This is a genomic window from Pseudarthrobacter sp. S6, assembly GCF_050156575.1.
Lineage (GTDB): Bacteria > Actinomycetota > Actinomycetes > Actinomycetales > Micrococcaceae > Arthrobacter.
On record NZ_CP189581.1, the window covers coordinates 1,530,058 to 1,551,874 of the forward strand.

Consider the following 21,817-nt stretch of genomic DNA (forward strand, 5'->3'; position numbering starts at 1 on the left):
GGCTTATGAAGCTTCGAGTCCCCGATCCCGGTAGGCCGCGCCCTTATCCATGCTCCAGCCAGCGACCATTCCGGTTCCGATCATTTGGTCGCTGAGCCTGGCCAGACGGTAGTGGGGGTCCGCTTCGAGGGCGAGCTGCAGGAACTGATGGGCCTTGCTGCCTCTGCCTTCCCACCAATTGATGAACACAATGGCGGTCAGGACTGGAGCCGAGTGCGCTGTGGCACTGTGCGTGTAGGCGTGGACGAGCAGTTGCTCGGCCCATTCGATACGGGACCACTGCGGCTTGCCGTGTGTTTGGGCCAGGAGGATCCGGTCCATCGGTTCGTCGATTCCGGGGATGTCGGCCATGAGTTGGTCGCGCACGGCGGGGAACTGGAGGTTCGCGATCAGGCCGATGGTCTGCTCGTCGTCCGGGTATGTCTTCGCTTCAAGCATTTCTGTCCAGAGCGCCCTGGCCTGCTCCATCGCCTCCCAGTGGCTCAGGCCCTGGATTGCGGCGACACGGCTCTCAACGGCATCCTTGGTCTGGGATTCTTTGGTCGATGCTGGCAGCGTGATGCGGTTGGAGGGTTCGATGATGCTGCCGCGATAGACGAATTCGGTATTGATCTGGCTGGACTGGGTGGCACTCAAGGGAGCCGGCCGCCCATCTCAGGGTCGCCGTCGTACTGTGACACCGTCTGGTCTCCGACGAGGAGTCCTTCCCTGATGGTGAGTCCTCGCTCGGCGAGGGCGCCCGTGAGCGCCGCGATGGTTGCAGCGTGTGGCTTGTTCCGGGCGCCATCCAGGGGCTCCGAGGTGTAGACGGCGAAGAGTACACTTTCGGCGCTGATGTCATGGCCGAGGTGTCCGGCCACCGTCTGCGCGTAGCTGATTTCGGCACCTGGCTTCGGAAGGTCTACGCGGAGGGTTGCCCCGACGTGGTTATCGGCGAGGGTGATGCAGACCAGGCTTTCTTGAGGCCAAAACCCCAGGGTATGGCCGATGAAACTGAGGACGTCGCCGGGGGTTTTGATGGTGATCGGTTCCATGTTCCTTCTCCTTCAGCGCCTGGCGGGCACCGGGTGTGCCTGTCAGATTTGTGTGTCGTTCTGATAGAGGAATCACCGCTGGGTACGAGGGGCCGGAGTGCAACTTGGCTCGCTCCCGGCGCATCGCGCCGTGGTTGCGCGGAGGACCCGCCCAGCGATGATGGGGATCAGAATGACAAACAGCGAAGATGCTTCTGATCATTCATGGGGGCGGGGGAGCGGGGCGGCATGACACCGTCGAACATTGGGGGCTTCGTCTGAAACCTATTAAGTTAGGCTTGGCCGGATTGGCTCGCGAGGGCGACTTTGGCATGTTCGGCGACGGACTGGGCTGCGAGTACAAGAAAACGGCGCCGCTCCCTCATCTCTCCTGCATTGTTCCTCGGCGGAATAGGAATGCCCTGCAATCAGCCTCCGCGGGTTGGCCTGCCGAACTGTGACGTCGAGAAGCCGAACGGCGCCGTCGAACACCTGACCAAGCACGTATGGGAGACGCCTATATCCTGCTAGGTGTCGCGCTGCGGCCAGGGACGATTCAGGTGTCAGGTTGCGGTCTTAGAGTTGGTCTACCCCCTCGTCAGAAAAGAAGAGGCCAACCCTATTCCGATGGCCTTTGGACACCTTCCTGACGTCAGGCTGGGGTGTATGGCAGCTGGACGAATTGAGACGCTGTGAATGGAGGATGGCGGGGGAGTTTGCCTTCCGGGTTCTGGATCCCTAATCTGTGGTGTTCTTGGGGCGCTGGGGGGCATAACGGTTGTACTCGAAGTCAGGTCCGCGAAGGCTAACTCATTGACGGCTCAGCACGCGATGTACTAAAACAGGTCCGCGGGATAGGAACCAAACGACCAAGGCCGCGAGCACGAGCCGAAGAAGAGAATTTGAAGGGTGAGGTGGCGCCAGCGGCGAGTGTTATCGGCACGTGCGCTTCCTGGCTAGCATCCAGCGGGTCGGACTCTTGGGCCACGACGACCTCGACGTAGCCGCAGCATCCCGAACTGCGGCATATGATGGGGCCAAAGAGCGGCGGATGGGGTCATGCTACGCGGAAGGATGCACATGGCTGGCAGACCGAGGCAGGACAACGGGCAGGTCCAAGGAGCTGCGGCCTCGCTGTTGAACGGTCTTGCTGTACTGGAGGGCTCCGGGATTCCTTCACTCCCGTTGCCGAACAATTTGGCATGCACTGGCAACTGCGGGCACAAGGGTCGAAACGTCGGGTCCTCATCATGGTTTCCAAATTTGAGCACTGCCTCAACGATCTGCTGTTCCGGGCCCGCATCGGGGAACTTCCCATCTATATCGTTGGCGTCGTCTCCAACCATCCCGATCACAGACGGACAGTCGAATGGCACGGCATCCCCTTCTTCCACGTGCCTGTCACAGCAGACTCCAAACCGGCCGCCGAAGAACACCTTCTCGAACTCATCGAACAGTTGGAGGTCGAACTGGTCGTTCTGGCCAGGTACATGCAGGTCCTCAGCGACGAACTGACCCGCCGGCTGGACGGCCGGGCCATCAACATTCATCACTCCTTTCTGCCCAGCTTCAAAGGCGCGAAGCCCTACCACCAGGCGCACGCCCGGGGCGTGAAGACCGTCGGTGCCACCGCCCACTACGTCAACGCGGAACTCGACGAAGGGCCCATCATTTCCCAGCAGGTAGTGGATGTGGACCGCACCTACGGGTCCGAGGACCTGGTCGCGGCCGGGCGGGACACCGAGTGCAAAGCCCTGTCCAACGCCGTCCCGCTGGCACTGCGAGGGGCGCGTCTTCCTCCAGGGCACCAGGACAGTGGTGCTGCGCTAAATCCGGCACTGGGCGGCAGCAATGACGCACCGGTACTGGCCATGCCCGCCGCGGCCCGAATATACGTCCGGGCCCGCCTGTACCTCCACCAGAGTGACACGAAAGGCGCCGCGGGAAAGTCTCTCACGGCACCTCCGTTGCACTGTGTGAATCGTGCGGGATCGTTGGCCCCTACCCCGGCACAACTGTAAGCGCGGGTTCACGGACCAGTTCGCTTGCGAGGTCGGCGGCCAGATCTTCGACGACCTGTCCGTACAGCAGTTCGCCCTTGGCAGCGCTGGAGCCCGCAGCCGATGACAGGCACCCGGTAGCGGGTGTCCGCTCCGGCACCACCGGGAGCCTGTCGAAGCGTGGCAGGGCTGCGGCAGGACCGTCGACCAGGCGGTCCATTGCAACCCGCGCCGGTTCGCGGTGGAGCATGAGCGAGGTTTCCAGGACGCCGCCGTGCTCGATGTCCCAGCCCGGGAAGCCATCGGGGTAGACCTGCGTCAGCGTGTCCTGGCTGACAAAGTCCCAGTACGACAGCAGTAGCACGCTCTGCTCTGCCCCGGACTTGATCCCAAGCTCGTCCAGGGCCAGGTCGATTCCCTCGTACAGGAACTGGTAGTTCTCGAAATGGCCGTTGATGAAGACCACGTGCCGGACACCCTGGTTGAGGAAGGACTTGACCAGGTTGCGTGCCACGCCGATGAGGGTGGCACCATCCATGCTGGTCGTGCCGGAGAGGTGGTTGCCGCCACCGGACTTCTGCTGGGACTTGTACCCGTAGGTGATGGGTTGAGCAACCAGTGCACCCAGCCGCGTGGCAACACCCTCCGCGAAGTGGGAGGACAGGATGGTGTCCGTTCCCAGCGGCAAGTGTGGGCCGTGCTGCTCCAAGGACCCGACGGGAATGAGGACGATCGCCTCCCCGGATGCCAAAGCTTCGCGGTAGGCGAAGGCATCCAGGTCTTCCAGAAATACTGACTTTTCCATGCTGGTGGTGCTCCTCGTTAAGTGCGGTGTAATCCAGTGGCGGTGGCCGGCGGCCGCCGCCACCGGGGTTTCAGGTGCTGATGATGTTGTTGTCCTAGCCGAACGGGAAGCTGGTGATGTTCTCAGCTTTGTCGTCCCCCACCACCAAGATGTCGTGCTCACGGTAGCGGCTGACCGTCGGGGTCCGTCAGAGTGTCAGTGTTTCAATATCCGGCCGTTGCGCTGGGCTGTGGCGAACCGCAGGTCGGCGGTGGCCTGCGCAACGGTGGCGGCCGGTAGGGCCGAGTCCAGGTGCCTGCGGTGGTAGGCCGGGCCCAGGAGGGCGTAGCTGCCGGCGCTGGCCAGGCCGCCTGCGAGCCAGGACAGGTCCCAGCCGCCCAGGGCTACGGCAATCGGACCCTGCATGGCGGGCACGAGCCCGTACATAAACAACCAGGTGGCGAAGATGCCTACGAGGAGGGATACCACGCCGGCCCAGTTGACGACGGGGAGCCGTTTGGTGCCCACTGCGTCGAAAAGCCTCTCCGGGTTGCCCGGCCAGCGCTTGTCGAGCCAGAAGTAGTGGACCAGCATGACTCCGCCCCAGGCCGCCACCCAGGCCACGAGCCCGATCAGCCAGGCGTCCAGGACCGCGGCGAAGTCCTCCTGGAAGATGAAGAAGACGACGGCGGCGAGCGAGAAGACGCCGACGAACAGGTTGAGCTTGCGGCGGCTGATGGTGATGTCCAGCGCCTGGGTGGCCACTGAGAACGTGTAAATGTTCAGGATGTTTGTGGCGATGGGTCCGTGCAGCACCATCAGCAGAACGGGCAGCGCCATAACACCGAAATTCTGGACAATGAGTTTTCCAGGGTCGATCTCACCGCTGTTGGTGGCCAGGCTGGCGCCGAGGATGCCGAGCCAAACCACTGGGATGAACTGGCCCAGGACAGAGGCCAGGTAGACCTTCTTTTTGGGGACTTCGGTGCTGACGAACCGGGAGTAGTCGGCCGCGTAGGTGAACCAGGTGATGCCCCAGCCGATGCCGATGGCGGTCATCACGGCACTCATGGCGGCAATGCGCTCTGAGCCTTCAAGGATCTGCCCGGCCGGGCCGGCGTAGCCCCAGTCGATCTTCATGCCGAACCAGGCGACGGCTGACATGACGGCCAGGATGATGATGGTGGGCGGCACGGTCCACTTTTCGAAGGCCGCGATGGCCTTGTAGCCGAACCAGGCGATCGCCACCTGTGCGGCCATGATGGCCGTGGCCACAGCAATCTTCCAGGCGTAGTTATGGGCAGTGGGATCAACCCAGCCGAGGGTACCGAACAGGGCCATGACCAGATCCAGGATGATCCAGGTGTTGACCGCGCACCAGCCGATCACCAGGACGGCCTGGATGGCCGCCGGGAGGTAATTGCCCTGGCGGCCGAACGCTGCCCGGGCCAGGACCATGCCGGTGGCGCCGGTCTTCTGGCCGAGCAGGACGAAGCACCCGAACAGCAGCATTCCGATCAGGTTCCCCAAAACAAGAACCGTAACCGTGTCGGCAAAGCCGAGGCCGAGGTGGATGCCGAGGGCGCCGAGCACCCAGTTGATCGGCGCAAGGTTCGCGCCGGCCCAGATCCAGAACTGACCAGAGACTTTCCGGGTCCGCTGGGACTCGGGAATGGGCTGAAGCCAGGCCTCGTGGTCTACGTGGTCTTCGTTGACCACGGAACCGGCGGGAACCGATGGGGATTTTTCAGGCATTGAAGCCTCCAGGAGAGTGGTGATAAGGGGTTTCCTCAAGGCTAAGTGGCCCAGACCACATAACCTAGATACGATGTGTATTAGTAATCGTTCCCTGATGCGACGGAGTGTAAGTGCCAATCCGCTTGGAAGAGGTCCTGAGCCACCCGACACTGGCGGCTGCAGATCCGGTTGTCCGGGCCGCAGCCCTCGCAGTGGCCCAGACCCAGCTCCGATGAATCCATTCGAGCGAAATTCTGGGCATCGCACCGCTGCTGGGCGGCGGGGAGCTTCTGCTTACCGGCGGGGCATCCCTCGCCCTCGCCTCCGATGAGCGGCGGACCAATTACATCCGCGAACTGGCAGAGCGGGGCGTGGCCGCCCCCGCCGTCGAGACCGGCCAGGCCCTGCCTTCTTTGCCCTCCTCGATGGTCGCGGCTGCTGAAGCAGCGGGCCTTCCGTTGATCGAGCTTCGCAAGGTAGTGCCATTTGTCGGCGTCATGCAGGCCATCAATTCGATGCTGGTTAGCGAGTCGGTCTCCCAGCTGCAGCGGGCTGATGAGGCCAGTCATGCGATGGCTGTTGAGCTGGCGCATGGCGGCAGCCTGGATCGGATTCTGGCTGTACTGGCCGTGATCACGCACACCGACGTGACCCTGACCTCAATATCGGGAGCCACCCTGGCTAGTGGAAACCCCAGGACTCGGACGAAACGGCAAGACGGGAGGCCAGCCAGGAAACCAGTTCAGGGGGCACACTTGGGTGTCTTCGGCCAGCGCGACGCCCGGGTAGCGCAGCAGAACCAGCTGGACGGTGAAGCCCAGCCTGTTCGCGTCTCCGCGGCGTTGCCGGATCAACGACATATCCGCCTCGCTGAGCGGGCATGGATCGCCTGCACGGCGCCAAGGAGGCCCTCGGCTTCATCCGCTCCCTGCTCTGGCAGCGTCCGACGACGAGCTTCGACGATGCCTTCTCGAACCAGGGCTAAGTGGCCCGGTGAGAAGAATTGCGGATGCTTTGATCTCGGACCGCGTCCAAGGGGAGCGGTGTGTTTTGAGTAGGCCACGCCCGTTCGTCGACCTGCGGCGCGCGGCCGGTTACTCGTTCTTCTTCATCGCTTTTGCCGGACGACTACCTGTAGCCATGATCGTGGTTGGCATGCTCACTATGGTGACGGCCGTGCGCGGTTCGATCGTCGACGCCGGCATTGCCTCCGCCACGGTCGGTCTCGCATCCGGGCTCGGTGGCCCGCTCGTGGGAGACGCAGCCGACCGCTGGGGCCAGCGCTGGGTGCTCACCGGGGCCGCGGTGTTGAACGCCTGCGCAATCATCGGAGCGGTGCTGGCGATTCAGGTCAACGGCCCGCTCTGGGCGATTGTGCTGGCGTGTGCACTCGTGGGCGTCACCGGTCCGCAGATTTCACCGCTCACTCGTGCCAGGTGGTTGGCGCTGCTCGATACCTTTCCCGAGGGCGAGGCCACTGAAGCTCACGCCAGCGCGGCCATGAGCTATGAGGGCATGGCCGACGAACTCACCTTTCTCTTCGGCCCAATCTTGGTGGGTCTGCTGGCCACACTTCTCACTCCGGCCGCGCCACTCGTGCTCGCTGCCGCGCTTACCCTCGTATTCGTGAGCGCGTTCGCCTGGCACGCCACAGCGCCGAAGACGGGCACCTCGCACAAGCACCACAGAACGGTCGGTTCGCTGCGCCCCTTCCTCAAAAACCGTGTTCTGCTTCCCGTGGTGGGGATGTTCACGATGGGCGCGTTCTTCGGCGCTACCCTCACGGCCCTCACCGAGTTCATGAGCGCGCGTAGCGCCGAGGCCCAGACCGGCTTGGTCTACGGCGCTATGGGATTGACCTCGGCGATCTGCGCGCTTGCGGTGGCCGCAGTCCCAGTCCGCGTGCCACTCTGGCGGCGCTGGCTCGTGGGCGCCTGCATCATCGCGATCGCGGCCATTGCCCTGCCGGGGGCGACTGAGTTGTGGCAGCTCGTCGTGCTGCTCATGGTGGCCGGCATCGGTTCGGGCCCGACCCTGGTGACCATCTTCCGCATTGGCGCTACCGTCGCGCCCCGCGGTCGCCTCACGACCACCATGGCCCTGCTCAGCAGCGGGGTAGTTGTCGGGCAGGCGGTCGCCACAGGCGTGAGCGGCTCGATCGCGCATGCCGGCGGCTACCCGGCCGTTGCCGTGGTGGTAGTGGCGGCGGCCATCGCGGGCTTCGCTCTGTCCCTCGCCAACGCCGCGGTCTCTCGTCGCTGATCGCTCGTGGACACCCCTGACAGGCCCGTTTCTGCCCTGGAGTCGTAGGTTGCCCGGAGCAGCCTTGCGCTGGACGCGGACTGTCTGAGGAATCAGCGGACAGCGCCAGAGCGTCGTTCTGAGAGTGGGGGCGGGGAACGTGGCGGCTCTAATTCTAGCCGCCCACAGTTCCAGGCCACTACGACCAGCACCAAGGCTTAGCGTGGTATTTTTTTCCGTTTTCTGATTCTGGCCGCTATTGGCCACCGCAGTCCTGGCCGGGGTCCTGCTGGATGACCTGGCCGGCTGGTGGTGGGCAGACCCCCTGGCGGGCCTGGTCATCGTCTACTACGCCATCCGCGAAGCCGTGGAAATTTTCCGCCACACCGATTAGCCATCAGCATGCTTGCAGGGCCCCGGCCCTGGCCAGGACCTGAGCGGCTCCGGCACGGGACTGTCAGCTCGCGGCCTGCTGGGTTCGGGTGTGGGCGAGGCGATAGGAGTCGGTGCCGGTTTCGATGATGGTGCCCTTGAACGTCAGCCGGTCAACGATCGCCGCGCAGAGCCGCGGGTCGGTGAAGGTCTTCGTCCATCGGGAGAACGACTCGTTTGTCGCGATCGCCACAGACGCTTTCTCTTCACGTTCTGTCAGGACCTGGAAGAGCAGTTCGGCGCCGCGCTTGTCCAGTTCCATGTAGCCGAGTTCGTCAATGCAGAGCAGATCCACCCGCCCGTACCGGGCGATGGTTTTCGCCAGGACTTTCTCATCCTCTGCCTCGACCAGTTCATTCACCAGGCGCGTGGCGAGGATGTACTTGACCCGGAACCCTTTCTCCGCCGCCGCGGTGCCCAGACCGATGAGGAGATGGGATTTGCCTGTCCCGGAGTCCCCGATCAGACACAAGGGGTGGCCTTTGCGGATCCAGTCTCCGGTGGCCAGGGTATTGATCGTGGCGGGGTTGATGTTCTGGTTCGCGTCATAGTCGAAGTCACCCAACCATTTATCGCGCGGGAAATTCGCCGACTTCACCCGCCGGACAGAGGAGCGCCGGTCCCTGTCATCACACTCGGCCAACAACAGCTCCGCCAGGAACCCCTGATAGGAGAGCTGCTCCTTTCCCGCCACCGTGAGTGCCTCGGTAAGGACCGCCCGGATCGTCGGCAGCCGCAGGCGCCGGCAGGCCTGGTCCACGGCCGCCGTCGCGGCTTCCTCCGTCAGCCCGCGGCGGCGGCGCAGGGTGTTGGAGACAACAACGGGGTTGGTCGGACTCATGAGATGTTCTCCTGCACGGTCGGGACTGGTGGCGTGGTTCTGCGGGTGAGGAGTTCGTTATAACCGGCCACCGACGGTAAGGGCCGGTTATCCGGCGGCAGGCCGGCAATGACGGCTGCCGGATCGGCCAGACGGCGCTGGGTGAGACTGACAATCTTGTGCTCACGCAGATCCGTTGTTGCACCGGAATCGCAATCGGGCCGGACCCACCCCGCACCACCGCGTTCGGAGGCGGTCAGGCGGGCTTCAACAGCGACCACGTCAGCCGTGACCGCGCCGACCTGCAGGGCGGCGGTGATGCCGGCGATCACGTCGGCAGCATCCATGCTGCGGTGGAGCAGCAGGACATCGACCAGCTCGCGCGTGGCCTCCGAATCACCGTCGGTCCGCCTGGCCGCGGCCCAGAACGCGTCATGAGCGGGCGTGAACACACCCGCCGCCCGGGCCTGCGCCAGCGCGGTGGACCCCGGCAAAGCACCCGGCTTTATTCTGAGTACCTCCAGATAATGATCGAGTTCCACGCAACTGCCTTCACGGGCAACAACCCGGGCATGCCGGGCAATAGGGGTGCGTCCGTCAAAGACAACGACTTCGGACGCCTTCAAAGACACCCGGACCCTGCGGCCGATGAACCGGACCGGCACGGAGTACTTCACCATCCGCACCCGGATCAGCGACGACCGGTCAACCCGCGGGGTCAACACCAGGCCCGGGTCGAAGAGATCAGCTGGCAGCGGGTTAAGCAATAGCTGCTCGGCCGCATAGTCATTGGCGACGGTGGAGAGTTTCCCGCTGATCCGGCGCCGGTCATCGGCTTCGTCCCAGGCAATGATCTGCCCGTTCAGTTCCGCCAGCGACCCCACCGCCGGCACCGGGGAAAGATGAGTACGCCGGAACCTGCCAACATCTCCTTCAACACCACCCTTCTCATGAGCACCGGCCAGACCTGGCTGGCAATAAAACGGGTCAAACCCGAAATGCGAACGAAAAAGAACCCACCGGTCGTTCTCCACCCGTCCCCGCCCTGTTCCCAGGACGGTCTTCACCGCGGCCGTGAGATTGTCGTAGCGGATATGCCCGGTGGGGATGCCGCCAATGGTCGCGAACGCGTCAATATGGCCCTCCAGGAACGCTTCCTGGCCCTGCGTCGGGTAGACCCGATGGACAGCCTTCACGGAGAAGGAGAGCCGGAACGCGAACATGTAGCACTTGGTGCGGACCCCAGCCAGATCAACCCACACCTCGCCAAAATCGACTTCAGCCTCGGCCCCCGGGGCGTGTTCCTGGGGAACGAACACCTCCAGGGATGTTTTGCCGGCCTCTGAGGTGTACTACTGATGTGAGACACAGTTTGAAAGGATTGTGCCCATGTCTGCTCGACCAACCTATTCCGATGAGTTCAAGGCTGATGCTGTTGCGTTGGTGATTTCCTCGGGTCGTTCGCCGGCGTCGGTTGCGCCGGAACTGGGGATTTCCGTCACCGCTCTGAAACGCTGGGTGCGGCTGCATAATGAGGGCCAACCGGAGGGCGGGGGCAAACCAGATGAGCCGGGGGATCCAGCGAAATACAAGGCACTGGAAGCCCGGCTGCGTGAAGTCGAGAGGGAAAATGACTTCCTAAAAAAAGTTTCAGCGTTCTTCGCCAGAGAACAACGGTAGAGGATCTCTACCGCCTTGTTCAGGCGAAGAACGCGCAGTTTCCCGTCCAATGGATGTGTGGGCGGCTGGGCATTTCCAGGGCCTCGTATTACCGGTGGCTGGCTGCGGAAGAGTCCCCGACGGCGGCCCGGCACCGGGAGCTGACGGAACACGTAAAGGTCATGTTCGATTCCTCCGACGGGATTTTCGGGCACCGTATGGTCCATACGAAACTTGCCGCTGCCGGCATCGAGGTATCGGTGGGAACCGTGGCGGTCATCATGGCAGAGAACGGCTGGGCTGCGAAGCGGATGCGGGCGTTCAAGCGCACGACGATTCCCTCGGATCCGGACAGGGTCTTCGCGGATCTCATCGGGCGGGATTTCACCTCCGCCGCCCCGGGAACGCGTCTGGTCGGGGACATCTAATGCCGGCGTCGGCATTAGATGTCCTATGCCGACCTTGGGGCTATGCCGATGATGCTGGTAATGGTGCTGGTCAACGGGGTTTTGTGGGGTTGAGATGTCGGCATAGTTGATCGGCGGTCATGCTTCAGACACAGAGTGTCTGGAGGTGAAGGCTGTGACGAAGAGATCGTTAACGGCTCGGCCGCAAGTGGATCGGATTCCGCGGGTTCCGGTGGGGCCGTTGGCTCCATCGGTGTTGGTCGAGTGTTCATCATGGTTGGCTGGGCAGGGGTATTCGCCAGGTTCAGCGGCGGGCATCGTGAACTTGCTTGCACGTCTGAGCGTGTGGATGCAGGCGGAGGGCGCGGGCATCGACCAGATCGGTCAGGCGCTGCTTGACCGGTTCGTGGCTTCAGAGCGTACGCGAACCGTGGTGGCGGCCACGGTGACCACGTGCATGGGCGCGATGCGCAGGTTCTTGATCGCGGCGGGATACCTGGCCGCGAACGATAACGAGGCGCGTGCGGCCACTGAAGCGCAGGCCGCGGTGACCGCGTGGCGCACGTGGATGCGGGACGACCGCGGGTTGCTCGAGAAAACCATCGACGCCCGCTGCTACTACGGGGCCGGACTCGTGGACGTGGTAACGACGCCAGGCGGCACTGTCGAGTGGTTCCGTCTGGACGCGCCGGTCGTCAACGCTTACGTCACTGAGCGGGGCCGTCCCTACGGGGTCGTGACTCGTGCTCACATCGTCGATGCGGCTCGTTGCTTGCTGCGGTGGGCGTTGAGCACGGGGCGGATCGGCCGGGATCCGACAGCGGGGGTCTTGAAACCTCCGGGAACGAGGCGGGCCCTGCCTCGCGGGGTCGGCGCGGATCAGGTTGCTGCGCTGTTGAGCGTGTGCAACCCGGCCACCGCGATCGGTGCGCGCGACCGGGCAGTGGTCACGATCCTTGTGCGGCTCGGCCTGCGCGCCGGCGAAGCCGCCCGCCTCACCCTCGACGACATCGACTGGACTGCAGGACAGCTCAAGGTCAGCGGGAAGGGCCGCGAGCACACGCTGCCGATCCCGGTCGACGTTGGTGAAGCATTGGAAGCATGGCTGCGGGCGCGTCCCCCTGCACTCGATCGTGGGGTGTTCGTCCGTATGAAAGCACCACGCAGGATGATGACACCGTCGGGGGTCTCGGGAATCATCGCCCGGTTGTCGGACCTGGCGGGCATCGACCAGATCCACGCCCACCGGCTACGACACACCGCCGCGATGGACGTCCTGGCTGGCGGTGGCACCTTGACCGAGGCCAAGGAACTCTTGGGCCATGTCTACACGGCGACCACGATGGCCTACGCGAAGGTCGATCTTGTGTCCCTGCGTGCTCTGGCGGTCCCATTCGGGCAGGTGCCGCGATGACGACGCTGCGTGAACACCTGGAGGAATACCTGACGTTGCGCCGCGCCCTGGGATTCCAGCTGAACGACATCGAGCGGCAGGTCGGGCTGTTCTGCACATGGCTCGAAGCACAAGGCCAGACAGCGACGTTCACCATCGACGACGCCGTCGCGTGGGCACGCCTCAACCCTGATGCGCACCCGTCGTGGTGGGCGACACGTCTGTCGCTGGTGCGCCGATTCGCCGCGCACCTGAGCGCGAACGGTGTCGAGGTCCCCGTCATCCCCGGTGGCCTGCTGTCAGCGAAGAAGCCCCGGGCAGTGCCTTACATCTACAGCCAAGACGACGTCGATGCGCTGCTTGCCGCCTGCACTGAGGCGTTCTCCAACGAGCGCGTCGCCGCGACAGTGCACACCGTCATCGGCCTACTCACCGCAACGGGGCTACGTATCAGCGAGGCGTTGAACCTTCGAGTCGATGACATTGACCTGCGCAACGACGTGCTGGTGATCAGGGCGGCGAAGTCGGACGAGCGGCTCGTTCCCGTGCACGCCTCGACGACGGCAGCGCTCATACGATACATCGATCTCCCGGCAAGGACTGCCACCAGCCCTGACCCGCATGGCCCGATTTTCGTGACCTCCAAGGGGACCGGGTACCACTACGTCTCCTTCTTTCCGCTGTTCAAACGGGTTCGGGAGCGAACCGGACTCACCCCGCGCGGCAGAGCGCGGCCCCGGCTCCACGACCTGCGGCACACCTTCGCCACCGCGCACATGACCGCGGCCTACGCCCACGGCGGCGACCCCGACAGGGTGCTGTCGTTGCTCGCCACCTGGCTCGGGCACTCCGACGCCGCCCACACCTACTGGTATCTGACCGCGACCGGCGAGCTGATGGCGCTGGCCGCTGGCATGCTCGACCGCGCTCCCAAAGAAGGAGAATCATCATGAACGCCCTGGCCACGAGCCTGCAAACCTACTTCACTGCCTTCGCCCGCACCCAGCGTGACCTTTCCAGCAACACGATCGCGTCCTACCGCGACACCTGGCGGATGCTCCTCAAACACCTGACCGCCACGCTCGGTGTTCCCACAGACAAGATCGATTTCGATGCCCTCACCGTCACGAACGTCTCCGGATTCCTCGACCACCTCGAACACGACCGCGGCAACAACGCCAAGACCCGCAACACCCGACTGACCGCGATCCGAGCCGTGCTCAGTCGCGCCCTTCCCAACCACCCCGAGCACGCCGCCACGATCACGCAGGTCCTCGCGATCCCTCCCAAACGCACCACCAGGCCGGTCATCGAATTCCTCACCCCTGGAGAAGTCGACGCGCTACTCGCAGCACCCGACCATCAGACCTGGACCGGGCGACGTGACCACGCGCTGCTGGCCATGGCGGTGCAGACCGGCCTTCGGATCAGCGAGATCTGCGCACTGACCCCTCAACGACATCCATCTCGGCGCTGGACCTCACGTCACCTGCACTGGCAAAGGCCGACGCCAGCGCTCCACCCCACTGACCCGCACCACCGTGAACACCATGAAGCACTACCTCGCTGAACGGGCGACCCGGCCCGGAACTGCGATGTTCTGCGGTCCTCACGGACAAGCTCTTTCCCGCGACGCACTCGAGCACCGCCTCGCTAAACATCTGAACACCACGAAAACCACATGCTCCAGCCTCGCAGGCAAGCACGTCACGATGCACACCCTGCGGCATTACGTGGACGGCTGGGTTATGTGGCTGGTTGGGTGTTTCCGCTGGTGGGGGCGCTCGTAGGGCTGGTTCCGGCCACATAATCCTGGGTGTTATTGACAGGCGCGGTCGAGCCATTTGAGGAGATCCTGGTCGCTCGTCCAGTCGGGCAGGGACTCGGGTGTCAGCGACTGGTAGGCGTTTTCGATGGCAATGCGTTTTGCCTCCGTGTCGGCGCGGGCGTAGATCTCGGTGGTGGACACGTCGGCGTGTCCGAGCAGGTCGCGTATGTAGATCAGGTTGACTCCGGCTTGAAGCAGGTGCATCGCCCGGGTTCGTCTGATCACGTGTGGGGTTACGTTCAGGCCCGCTGCATATCCGGAGTCGCGGCGACGCAGGGATTGGACGTGTCTGGCGAGGATTTTGGTGATACCCCAACGGGTCAATCGGATTTGGTTTGGCCCGTTGAATAGCGGGTCTGCGTCTGCACCGACGCCGGGGTGGGGCGGGCGACGGGCGAGGTAGTCCGTCACGAGCCTGGCTGTGGGGTCCATCAGCGGGACCCGCCTGGTTTTGGAGCCTTTGCCATGCAGCGTCACCACCATGGGGCGGGCCGTGCGGATGTCGGATGTGTTCAGGTCGCAGATCTCTTGGACCCGGGCCGCCGTGTCGTAGAGCATGGAAAGGAGGACCGTGTCACGCAGCCCACGCCCGGTGGCCGGGTCCGGAGCGGCCAGAAGGGCTTTCACCTGGTCTGCAGTGAGGTGGCCCATGTCGGGGGCCGAAGTCTTCTTTTGCTTGACGGCGAGGATTTGGGTGGCTTGACTGAGGAACTCTGGCCGCTCGACTGCGGTGTATCGGACGAAAGATTTGATGACGGCGAGGCGTTGGTTGCGGGTCGCCGCGGAGTTGTCACGTTCGGCTTCGAGCCAGTCCAGAAAGGCGAGTACCCGGACCCGGTCGAGGTCCGTCAGGCTCAGCTTTTCGGGTGGGGTTCCCTCCACGTCGCGGAACCAGGTGAGCAGCAGTTTGACCGCGTCTCGGTAGGATGCGATGGTCTGGGCGGACAGGTCCCGCTCGCCAGCCAGGTGGTCGATGAGGAACTTCGAAAGCCATTTGCCGGCCAGATCCCCGCCGCCTTGGTTGACGCGGCTCATCGCTCAGCGCCTTCCGTCGCGGCCGGGTCCGGGTCCGGGATGACGTACCCGAACCTGGCTTGGGTCATGGCGGCAACCTCAGGGTGTGCGTCCGCGGTCAACTGGAGGTAATACTGAGTCCCGCGCAAGTCAGCGTGACCCATATAGGCGGACAGGTAAGGCAGCATCACCGCCAGGTCCGCGCCGCCGGCCGCCCAACGGCGCAGGTTCTGGACGGCGAAGCCGTGGCGCAGCGAATGGATGTGCGGGCCACCCCGAAAATGGGGGATGTCGGCGTCGGAGAGGTAGCGGCGGAACCTGTTGTAAACCGTGGACTTATCAACCGGTTTGGAGGGGTCGCCGGTGTGAAACAGCTTGTGGGCGGGTCCGAAGTGGGGTTCGGCGGCCGCGATATAGCTTTCCAGGGTGGCGGCGAGGCGTCCGGTGACGGGCACGAGACGGTTATCGTGGTTCTTCCCGTCGCGCACCTCGATGGTGGCGCGGACCGGGTCGAAGTCGCACAGTTCCAGATTGAGCGCTTCTGACAGGCGCATCCCGGTTGCGTAGAACACCCGGAACAGCACCGGGTCGACCAGCGCCCTGTTCGAGATCTCCGAGAGCGCCTGGGTGTCGATAGCGTGGAAGAGGCGGCGGATCTCGTCATCGCTGAACACGTACGGCGGCGGCCGGTGGGCGGTCTTCACGTGGGTCAGGGTCGGTGGTGCCCACGCTTGCCAGCCGAACTGGCGGGAGTGCTCGGCCAACTCGCGCAAGACGATCTCCTCGCGGCGGATGGTGGACGCCTTGAGATGGCGGCCGTAGAGGAATCCCTCGACAGCTTCTTGGATGATCGAGCCATCCGCGTATCCTTCCCGGCGGGAGTGCTCGGCGAACTGACGCAACACCCGTTCTTGGCCGTTATACCGGAACCCGCCGGCGCGGCGCGCGGCGACCAGGGTGTCAACCAGAGCGGGCAGCGTCGGCGCGTTCACGGCTGCGCCCCTTCCCCCGCGTCCAGGACATCTTCAACGTCGAGGGCACAACCACGCAGGTGCTCGGTATCGAGCCTGAAGTAGTGCGCGGCCGTCGTATTGGCCGACGCATGGCCCAGAACCGCCGTTACAACAGGCGGGGGCGTATCGGATTGGAGCATCGCCACCGCCAAGGCGCCGCGCAGCGAGTGAAGGCCGTGCGACCGCCCGGCCGGGAACACCATCCCGGCCCGCCGCGCGTAGTAGCACAGCCGGCTACCCGCGGAGGTGGACGAACCGAAAGCTGTGAACGGGTAGCGATGTTTCACGAACACCTGCCGGCAGTCTGCTTCGGGCCGTCCATGGCGGATGTAATCGATCACAGCCCATCCGACGTCACCCGGCAGCGGCAGCGTCAACGGCAGACCGGTCTTGTGCTGCGAAAACGCCACGGTCTTGGCCCGCCAGTCGAACCATCCGAGTTCCAAGCGACGCAGGTCGCCGACCCTCAAACCGAGCCGGGCGGTCAGTAAGACCATCGCGTAGTCACGTTTCCCGATGGCCGATTGCCGATCGATCTGGTCTAAGACCAGGCGGACCTCCTCAGCCGTCCACGGGTACGGGGCCGACTCGCCACGCCGAGGATAGCGCTGGGGCGGGAGCCGCCCGGCCAGATCTTCCCGGACCTGCCCTACCTGGTGCAAATGGCGAAGGAAATCGGCCAATGCCGAACGCAGCGAGCCAGTGGTTTTCGGGGCGTAACGCCGGCGCTGGAGCCGGACCCAAAACCCGACCAAATCTTGGGCCTGCACCTGGTCAAAGGTTTCCCGCCCGACCTCCTCGAGATAGACGAGGAACTGGTCCGCGGCGCGTTGCTTCGTCACGACGCTGGCTTCGGCATTGCCCCGCAGCCGGCACACCGCGAGATATTCGTCCCTGACCGCGCGGAAACGTGCTGGGCAGTTCTCGATCAGCGGCGTTGTGGCCTGGCCCACCTGAGGGAGGTCCCCATCCAGGGCTTCCATCAGGAGGATCAGGGGCCGGCGTGCGAGTTGAGCATGCCTGGAACGAGTTGGCTCGCGCAGGGCGGCGAGCCTGGACCCGGACCGCTCGGCAACAAAATCGAGGCAGTCCGCCTCGGTGGGGAGCCCCTGGCCACGGGCCTCGAGAAACCTGGCGAACGCGTTGAACTCCGCCGCGTGGCGTTTGATCGTTGTGCGCGACCTGTCCGCCGCCATCAACGCGGCGATCACCCGCCCTGACGCTTCGCGAATGTCTGATGTTTCCATAAGAATCGGCCTCTCTGCTAGTGGTGAACAGACAAGGCAATTCTTCGCCGCGCTCAAGAGACAGCTATGGCCTACCGGCATGGAAAACAGGCGCGGAACCCCCACAGGGTTGAAGACGCGGACCTGAACCAGGACGTTGACCCGGACCCCCAGGATTATGTGGACGGAACCAGCCCCACGAGCGCCCCCACCAGCGGAAACACCCAACCAGCCACATAACCCAGCCGTCCACGTAATGCCGCTTATGTGGAACTCCACATAACAGGCACACGACGGCAATGAATCTCCTGACCGGCGGGGTCGACGTCGCCGTCATCGCACTCTGGCTCGGTCACGCCGACACGCACAGCACCGACGCCTACCTCCACGCCGACATGGCGATCAAACAAGCTGCCATCGAACGGACCAGGCCGCTCGGCGTCACTCCCGGCAACTACCACCCCGAACCGGACATCCTCGCCTGGCTCACAGCCCTATAACTATGCCGACATCTCAACCCCACAAAACCCCGTTGACCAGCACCATTACCAGCATCATCGGCATAGCCCCAAGGTCGGCATAGGACATCACATACCTGCGCACCGGTGAGGGTTGGCTCTACTTGGCCACCGTCATCGATCTGTGCACGCGCATGGTCGTCGGCTGGGCGATGGCTGAGCACATGCGCGCCTCCCTGACTACCGGGGCGCTGAAGATGGCCAGGGACCGCGGTCACCTGCAGCCTGGCGCCATTTTCCACAGCGACAGAGGAACGCAATACACCTCCCGGGAAATGAGCGTCTGGTGCACCGGGAACGGCGTCCGACAGTCCATGGGAGCCACCGGAGTGTGCTGGGACAATGCAGTGGCCGAATCGGCGTTCTCATCCCTGAAAAACGAGTTCTACCACCACCACAGCTTCACGACCCGACAGGAGGCCCGGCGCGGAGTGATGAAGTACATCGAAGTGTTCTACAACCGTTGGCGGCCCCACAGCAACAATGACGGACTGCCGCCGGCCACCGCAATGGCGGCCTTCACCTCCACCGCGCAACCGCTACCCGCGGCTGCATGACCAAAAAGAAACTACGCGACTGTCTCACATCCTTGACACACCTCACTCGTACTCGATCCGGGCCCGGCGTGCCTTCACATACTGGCGCACCGTCGAATACGAAACCTCTGCCTGGTGTTCATCGATGAGGCGGTCGAAGATCCGCTGAGCGGTATGCCGCTGCTTCCGCGGCGCAACCAGATCCTGCTTCAGCATCACGTCAATGGCAGGCTTGAACCGATCCAACTTAGGGGCGACCCGGACCGGGGTCCTTCGGCTCGGCGGCTCTGCCGATGCCAGCGCCTGACGAACCGTTCGCCGCGCAACACGATACTTCGTGGCCAACCCCCGGATGGACAGGCCATCGATTCGAGCGTCCCGCCGGATCTGAGCAAAAACATCCACCCTCGACTCCATCACTGCCTTCCACCATCGGAAAAACACTCTGACGGAATCAACGGTGGGGTGGGCTCAAGTGAAACTGCGATTAATGCTCCGGCGAGTCGCGAGGTGGGCTCAAGTCAGGCTGCCAGAGTGGTACCCACTCAAACTGCCATAATCAAGGGCCATCCTTGAAAACGCGTAGACGTGTCGCACTATATGTTTCGGAGTAGTTCTGCCTCAGACCGAATACGAGCGATGCACTCAAGTGCTGTCATTTCATCTGAGTGGATGGTCTCTGTCCATCCGCCTGTCCGGATCATGTCGTCAGGTCCGAGCCACATTGGCAAGCTGAGGTCCACACGCCACCAATGCTTGACGGAACCTTCGACAGCAGACCCTGGAGTCCGGGTCGGGTTCCGGTTGTCATTTAAACGAAATCCATGCGCGTCTCCACGGCCGACGGCTCGCAAGCCACGGACCAGGAAGACGCTGTCCTTCACGCCGCGGTTCTTGATGTCGGTGAGCCCGCTCATCCAGAACTTCGCGCCCTCGCCGCAGGTGCCGGCCCAGAGTCGAGGATTACTTTCTCCCCGCCCAGGGTGACGCCGACGGCGGCGTAGATGGGCCAGTTGGCGACTTGCCCGTCCCGGATATCCTCGAAGGCCTGGCGGCGATACTTCTCTGGCCGCTCGTCGCGTTCTTCGGCGTCGATCTGCGTGCGCTGATCGCTTGGTCCGGAGGCTATGCGTGCCAGATGCCGGGCCCGTGACTATCAATATAAGTCGTCCGGGTTCTATGGGATGGACTTGGCCGAGGATACGGTGATGGTGTGGTGGCGAAGCCTGCGGTCGCGCCTTATCCAGCCGGCGCCTACAGCGTTCGACGGGTCTCTGGGCATGCATGCGCGCAAAGAGTACATTGGCGGTTGAGACCAACCGGCCTGCGGAAAAGCCTCGATGCGGTCTGATTCAGATTCAGATCAGAAGAAAATTCTAATATTGACGTCCCAGATTTCACAAGGCGGAAGTTTGGGAAAGGGAGGTTTAGCATGTCTCTGATAATCCCGCCGGGCGCAAGTCCCCGTCTCTACAACCAGGACCTCGCGCCGAGTGAACATCGCACCTGGGGTTTCTATTCGCTGTTCGCGATGTGGATGTCTGACATCCATTCCCTCGGCGGTTACACCTTCGCCGCTGGCCTGTTTGCGTTGGGTCTCGGTGCCTGGCAGGTGTTCCTTGCCCTGGTGGTGGGAATCATCATCGTCTTTTTCCTGATGAACCTCTCCGGCTTCGCCGGCCAGAAGACCGGGGTGCCATACCCGGTGCTCGCTCGAGTCTCATTCGGAACTTTCGGCGCCAACCTGCCGGCCCTGCTTCGCGCGCTGGTGGCAATTGCCTGGTACGGGATCCAGACCTGGCTCGCCTCCCGTGCTGTCATCATCATCGCCCTGAAGATCTGGCCCGAGGCGAAGGGCCTGACGGAGAACGACTTCCTCGGCGAATCCACTCTCGGCTGGCTGGCGTTCCTGCTGATGTGGTCGCTCCAGCTTCTTCTGCTCCGCAACGGCATGGAGACGATCAGGAGGTTCCAGGACTGGGCCGGACCGGCAGTCTGGGCGGTAATGGGCCTGCTGGTCGTATATATCCTGATGAACGCCGGCTGGAACATCTCCCTCGACTTGCCGGGCGGAACGGCGGTCTGGGGTGTTGGACATGCTTTCTTCGCCGCCATAGCCTTGACGGTGACGTATTTCTCCACCCTGATGCTGAACTTCTGCGACTTCTCCCGGTTCGCGCCATCCCGCGAGGCAGTGCGCTCGGCGAACCTCTGGGGGCTGCCGGTGAACTTCATTGCCTTCTCCGTGGTCTCCGTTGTAGTCACCGCCGGAACCTTCCAGCTCTACGGGGAACACATCTACGACCCGGTCGAGATCGTCGGACGGATCGACAACATCTGGGCACTGCTGCTCGGTGCCGTCACCTTTGCCGTCGCCACCTTGGGAATCAACGTGGTGGCGAACTTCGTCTCGCCCGCCTACGACCTGGCGAACGCCTGGCCCTCGAAGATCGACTTCAAACGGGGCGGGCTGATCTCGGCAGTAATCGCCCTCGTCATAACGCCCTGGAACTTGTTCAACAGTCCCGTGGTGGTCAACCTTTTCCTCGGAGGACTCGGAGCGCTGCTCGGTCCCCTATTCGGGATTATCATGATCGACTACTACGTTCTCCGCAAGCAGCACGTACTGGTTCGGGACCTGTTCAGGGAAGAGGGCTACTACACGTATACCCGCGGCTGGAATCACAAGGCCGTTATCTCGTTCCTCGTCTCGGCTGTCCCGGCGGTGATCTTCGGGCTCGTTCCCGTCTTCGGAGTCCTCTCGGCCTTCTCCTGGTTCATCGGAGCAATCATTTCGGCCACGGTGCATTACTTCATCTCGCGCCATGACACGACCCTGGCCGAATCGCTTGCGGCCGCGATCGCCGCAGAACCTGACAGGGGTGCGGCCGCGGCGCCGGTGTCCGGGTAGACCGGGGCCGCTCGAGATTTGGGGCCCGAGAGTTCGAATATCGACTTGCGTGCAAATAAGCTCCGCCCTGGAGTCCACCCGACAGAACGAGTGGGCCCTCTTCCGCTGCGGCACTCAGTTTCAAAAAGCTGCGACAGTCGTTGTTGCCTTGCCATGTACTGCACCGGGTGGCCGCTGTATTGGGGACTGTCTTTGCGATTCAGTTCGTGGCCAGCACGACAGGAACCAACGACACGCGAGGACGTAGGGAGACGCGGTTACTTTGCGAAGAACTCGCGTGTGCCC

18 protein-coding genes and 9 pseudogenes are annotated in these 21,817 nt (G+C 63.5%); 14 read left to right on the forward strand and 13 right to left on the reverse strand.

The annotated features are described in order from the left end of the window. Window positions 1-3: 3 nt before the first annotated feature. The gene (locus ACQCS0_RS07430) at window positions 4-636 is read right to left on the reverse strand and encodes a DUF4192 family protein (RefSeq protein ID WP_426940150.1); all 633 of its coding nucleotides are present in this window, start codon (window positions 634-636) and stop codon (window positions 4-6) included. Further along, a complete protein-coding gene (locus ACQCS0_RS07435; protein WP_426940151.1) occupies window positions 633-1,034 on the reverse strand; it encodes a DUF4192 family protein in 402 nt (133 codons plus the stop codon). Before ACQCS0_RS07435 ends, ACQCS0_RS07430 begins: the two co-directional genes overlap by 4 nt. A 1,142-nt stretch (window positions 1,035-2,176) precedes the next feature. On the opposite strand from ACQCS0_RS07435, the pseudogene ACQCS0_RS07440 reads away from it, so the two are divergent. After that, a pseudogene (locus ACQCS0_RS07440) lies at window positions 2,177-2,843 on the forward strand (formyltetrahydrofolate deformylase); the annotation flags it as partial. A 171-nt stretch (window positions 2,844-3,014) separates the two neighbouring features. Here ACQCS0_RS07440 and ACQCS0_RS07445 read toward each other — a convergent pair. Both ACQCS0_RS07445 and ACQCS0_RS07450 read right to left on the reverse strand, forming a co-directional pair. Further along, window positions 3,015-3,818, reverse strand: a complete 804-nt coding sequence (locus tag ACQCS0_RS07445; protein ID WP_426940152.1) for a creatininase — start codon at window positions 3,816-3,818, stop codon at window positions 3,015-3,017. Window positions 3,819-4,013: 195 nt separating this feature from the next. Continuing rightward, window positions 4,014-5,552: a purine-cytosine permease family protein gene (locus tag ACQCS0_RS07450; protein WP_426940153.1), complete on the reverse strand. Its 1,539-nt coding sequence runs from the start codon at window positions 5,550-5,552 to the stop codon at window positions 4,014-4,016. A 272-nt stretch (window positions 5,553-5,824) separates the two neighbouring features. Here ACQCS0_RS07450 and ACQCS0_RS07455 point away from each other — a divergent pair. Then, a pseudogene (locus tag ACQCS0_RS07455) lies at window positions 5,825-5,992 on the forward strand (PucR family transcriptional regulator ligand-binding domain-containing protein); the annotation flags it as partial. Between the two features lie 235 nt (window positions 5,993-6,227). Here ACQCS0_RS07455 and ACQCS0_RS07460 read toward each other — a convergent pair. Further along, a pseudogene (locus tag ACQCS0_RS07460) lies at window positions 6,228-6,406 on the reverse strand (DUF4158 domain-containing protein); the annotation flags it as partial. A gap of 2 nt (window positions 6,407-6,408) precedes the next feature. Here ACQCS0_RS07460 and ACQCS0_RS07465 point away from each other — a divergent pair. From ACQCS0_RS07465 to ACQCS0_RS07475, 3 genes and pseudogenes are all read left to right on the forward strand, one after another. Beyond that, window positions 6,409-6,519 (forward strand): annotated as a pseudogene (locus ACQCS0_RS07465) (sugar phosphate isomerase/epimerase); the annotation flags it as partial. Window positions 6,520-6,584: 65 nt separating this feature from the next. Further along, window positions 6,585-7,796, forward strand: coding sequence for an MFS transporter (locus ACQCS0_RS07470; RefSeq protein ID WP_426940154.1), 1,212 nt, complete (start codon window positions 6,585-6,587; stop codon window positions 7,794-7,796). Window positions 7,797-8,034: 238 nt separating this feature from the next. After that, window positions 8,035-8,169, forward strand: coding sequence for a hypothetical protein (locus ACQCS0_RS07475; RefSeq protein ID WP_426940155.1), 135 nt, complete (start codon window positions 8,035-8,037; stop codon window positions 8,167-8,169). A gap of 63 nt (window positions 8,170-8,232) precedes the next feature. Here ACQCS0_RS07475 and istB read toward each other — a convergent pair whose 3' ends face one another. The 3 genes and pseudogenes from istB to ACQCS0_RS07490 all read right to left on the reverse strand — a co-directional run. Next, window positions 8,233-9,048: an IS21-like element helper ATPase IstB gene (gene istB, locus ACQCS0_RS07480; protein ID WP_426940156.1), complete on the reverse strand. Its 816-nt coding sequence runs from the start codon at window positions 9,046-9,048 to the stop codon at window positions 8,233-8,235. Then, window positions 9,045-10,349, reverse strand: a pseudogene (locus ACQCS0_RS07485) (IS21/IS408/IS1162 family transposase); the annotation flags it as partial. The gene istB and the pseudogene ACQCS0_RS07485, both read right to left, overlap by 4 nt. After that, window positions 10,306-10,509: pseudogene (locus ACQCS0_RS07490) on the reverse strand (hypothetical protein); the annotation flags it as partial. The pseudogenes ACQCS0_RS07490 and ACQCS0_RS07485, both read right to left, overlap by 44 nt. On the opposite strand from ACQCS0_RS07490, the gene ACQCS0_RS07495 reads away from it, so the two are divergent. From ACQCS0_RS07495 to ACQCS0_RS07520, 6 genes are all read left to right on the forward strand, one after another. Next, window positions 10,417-10,707 carry a transposase gene (locus tag ACQCS0_RS07495; RefSeq protein ID WP_426940157.1) on the forward strand — a complete coding sequence of 97 codons (291 nt, stop codon included), beginning with the start codon at window positions 10,417-10,419 and terminating at the stop codon, window positions 10,705-10,707. The pseudogene ACQCS0_RS07490 and the gene ACQCS0_RS07495 sit on opposite strands and share 93 nt — an antisense overlap. Before the next feature lie 53 nt (window positions 10,708-10,760). Further along, window positions 10,761-11,114 (forward strand): IS3 family transposase, encoded by a 354-nt coding sequence (locus tag ACQCS0_RS07500; RefSeq protein ID WP_426940158.1) that lies wholly within the window; start codon window positions 10,761-10,763, stop codon window positions 11,112-11,114. Between the two features lie 298 nt (window positions 11,115-11,412). Next, window positions 11,413-12,507, forward strand: coding sequence for a tyrosine-type recombinase/integrase (locus ACQCS0_RS07505; protein WP_426940159.1), 1,095 nt, complete (start codon window positions 11,413-11,415; stop codon window positions 12,505-12,507). Continuing rightward, window positions 12,504-13,439 carry a tyrosine-type recombinase/integrase gene (locus ACQCS0_RS07510; RefSeq protein ID WP_426940160.1) on the forward strand — a complete coding sequence of 312 codons (936 nt, stop codon included), beginning with the start codon at window positions 12,504-12,506 and terminating at the stop codon, window positions 13,437-13,439. Before ACQCS0_RS07505 ends, ACQCS0_RS07510 begins: the two co-directional genes overlap by 4 nt. Then, window positions 13,436-14,056, forward strand: coding sequence for a tyrosine-type recombinase/integrase (locus tag ACQCS0_RS07515; protein WP_426940161.1), 621 nt, complete (start codon window positions 13,436-13,438; stop codon window positions 14,054-14,056). Before ACQCS0_RS07510 ends, ACQCS0_RS07515 begins: the two co-directional genes overlap by 4 nt. Then, window positions 13,947-14,276 carry a tyrosine-type recombinase/integrase gene (locus ACQCS0_RS07520; RefSeq protein ID WP_426940218.1) on the forward strand — a complete coding sequence of 110 codons (330 nt, stop codon included), beginning with the start codon at window positions 13,947-13,949 and terminating at the stop codon, window positions 14,274-14,276. The genes ACQCS0_RS07515 and ACQCS0_RS07520 overlap by 110 nt, the downstream gene beginning before the upstream one ends. Window positions 14,277-14,305: 29 nt before the next feature. On the opposite strand, the gene ACQCS0_RS07525 is transcribed toward ACQCS0_RS07520, so the two are convergent. Genes ACQCS0_RS07525 through ACQCS0_RS07535 form a run of 3 tightly spaced genes read right to left on the reverse strand, consistent with a single transcriptional unit; the run spans window position 14,306 to window position 17,588 of the window. Continuing rightward, complete coding sequence (locus ACQCS0_RS07525; protein WP_426940162.1) at window positions 14,306-15,349, reverse strand: tyrosine-type recombinase/integrase; 1,044 nt, start codon at window positions 15,347-15,349, stop codon at window positions 14,306-14,308. Then, entirely contained in the window at window positions 15,346-16,320 is a 975-nt protein-coding gene (locus ACQCS0_RS07530) for a tyrosine-type recombinase/integrase (protein ID WP_426940163.1), read from the reverse strand. The genes ACQCS0_RS07525 and ACQCS0_RS07530 overlap by 4 nt, the downstream gene beginning before the upstream one ends. Then, entirely contained in the window at window positions 16,317-17,588 is a 1,272-nt protein-coding gene (locus ACQCS0_RS07535) for a tyrosine-type recombinase/integrase (RefSeq protein WP_426940164.1), read from the reverse strand. The genes ACQCS0_RS07530 and ACQCS0_RS07535 overlap by 4 nt, the downstream gene beginning before the upstream one ends. A 269-nt stretch (window positions 17,589-17,857) precedes the next feature. On the opposite strand from ACQCS0_RS07535, the pseudogene ACQCS0_RS07540 reads away from it, so the two are divergent. Beyond that, window positions 17,858-18,067 (forward strand): annotated as a pseudogene (locus ACQCS0_RS07540) (integrase); the annotation flags it as partial. Window positions 18,068-18,150: 83 nt separating this feature from the next. Further along, window positions 18,151-18,642: pseudogene (locus ACQCS0_RS07545) on the forward strand (IS3 family transposase); the annotation flags it as partial. A gap of 42 nt (window positions 18,643-18,684) precedes the next feature. Here ACQCS0_RS07545 and ACQCS0_RS07550 read toward each other — a convergent pair. Both ACQCS0_RS07550 and ACQCS0_RS07555 read right to left on the reverse strand, forming a co-directional pair. Then, window positions 18,685-18,837, reverse strand: coding sequence for a hypothetical protein (locus tag ACQCS0_RS07550; protein WP_426940165.1), 153 nt, complete (start codon window positions 18,835-18,837; stop codon window positions 18,685-18,687). Window positions 18,838-19,481: 644 nt separating this feature from the next. Beyond that, window positions 19,482-19,657 (reverse strand): annotated as a pseudogene (locus ACQCS0_RS07555) (transposase); the annotation flags it as partial. A gap of 396 nt (window positions 19,658-20,053) precedes the next feature. Here ACQCS0_RS07555 and ACQCS0_RS07560 point away from each other — a divergent pair. Further along, entirely contained in the window at window positions 20,054-21,532 is a 1,479-nt protein-coding gene (locus ACQCS0_RS07560; protein WP_426940166.1) for an NCS1 family nucleobase:cation symporter-1, read from the forward strand. The last annotated feature ends 285 nt before the right edge of the window (window positions 21,533-21,817 follow it).

Excerpts from the sequence above, each read along its gene's own strand:
- ACQCS0_RS07435 (WP_426940151.1), bottom strand. The coding sequence starts at position 1,034 with ATGGAACCGATCACCATCAAAACCCCCGGCGACGTCCTCAGTTTCATC.
- ACQCS0_RS07515 (WP_426940161.1), top strand. The coding sequence starts at position 13,436 with ATGAACGCCCTGGCCACGAGCCTGCAAACCTACTTCACTGCCTTCGCC.
- ACQCS0_RS07510 (WP_426940160.1), top strand. The coding sequence starts at position 12,504 with ATGACGACGCTGCGTGAACACCTGGAGGAATACCTGACGTTGCGCCGC.
- ACQCS0_RS07550 (WP_426940165.1), bottom strand. The coding sequence starts at position 18,837 with ATGCTGAAGCAGGATCTGGTTGCGCCGCGGAAGCAGCGGCATACCGCT.
- istB (WP_426940156.1), bottom strand. The coding sequence starts at position 9,048 with ATGAGTCCGACCAACCCCGTTGTTGTCTCCAACACCCTGCGCCGCCGC.
- ACQCS0_RS07445 (WP_426940152.1), bottom strand. The coding sequence starts at position 3,818 with ATGGAAAAGTCAGTATTTCTGGAAGACCTGGATGCCTTCGCCTACCGC.
- ACQCS0_RS07535 (WP_426940164.1), bottom strand. The coding sequence starts at position 17,588 with ATGGAAACATCAGACATTCGCGAAGCGTCAGGGCGGGTGATCGCCGCG.
- ACQCS0_RS07500 (WP_426940158.1), top strand. The coding sequence starts at position 10,761 with ATGTGTGGGCGGCTGGGCATTTCCAGGGCCTCGTATTACCGGTGGCTG.
- ACQCS0_RS07450 (WP_426940153.1), bottom strand. The coding sequence starts at position 5,552 with ATGCCTGAAAAATCCCCATCGGTTCCCGCCGGTTCCGTGGTCAACGAA.
- ACQCS0_RS07525 (WP_426940162.1), bottom strand. The coding sequence starts at position 15,349 with ATGAGCCGCGTCAACCAAGGCGGCGGGGATCTGGCCGGCAAATGGCTT.
- ACQCS0_RS07560 (WP_426940166.1), top strand. The coding sequence starts at position 20,054 with ATGTCTCTGATAATCCCGCCGGGCGCAAGTCCCCGTCTCTACAACCAG.
- ACQCS0_RS07495 (WP_426940157.1), top strand. The coding sequence starts at position 10,417 with ATGTCTGCTCGACCAACCTATTCCGATGAGTTCAAGGCTGATGCTGTT.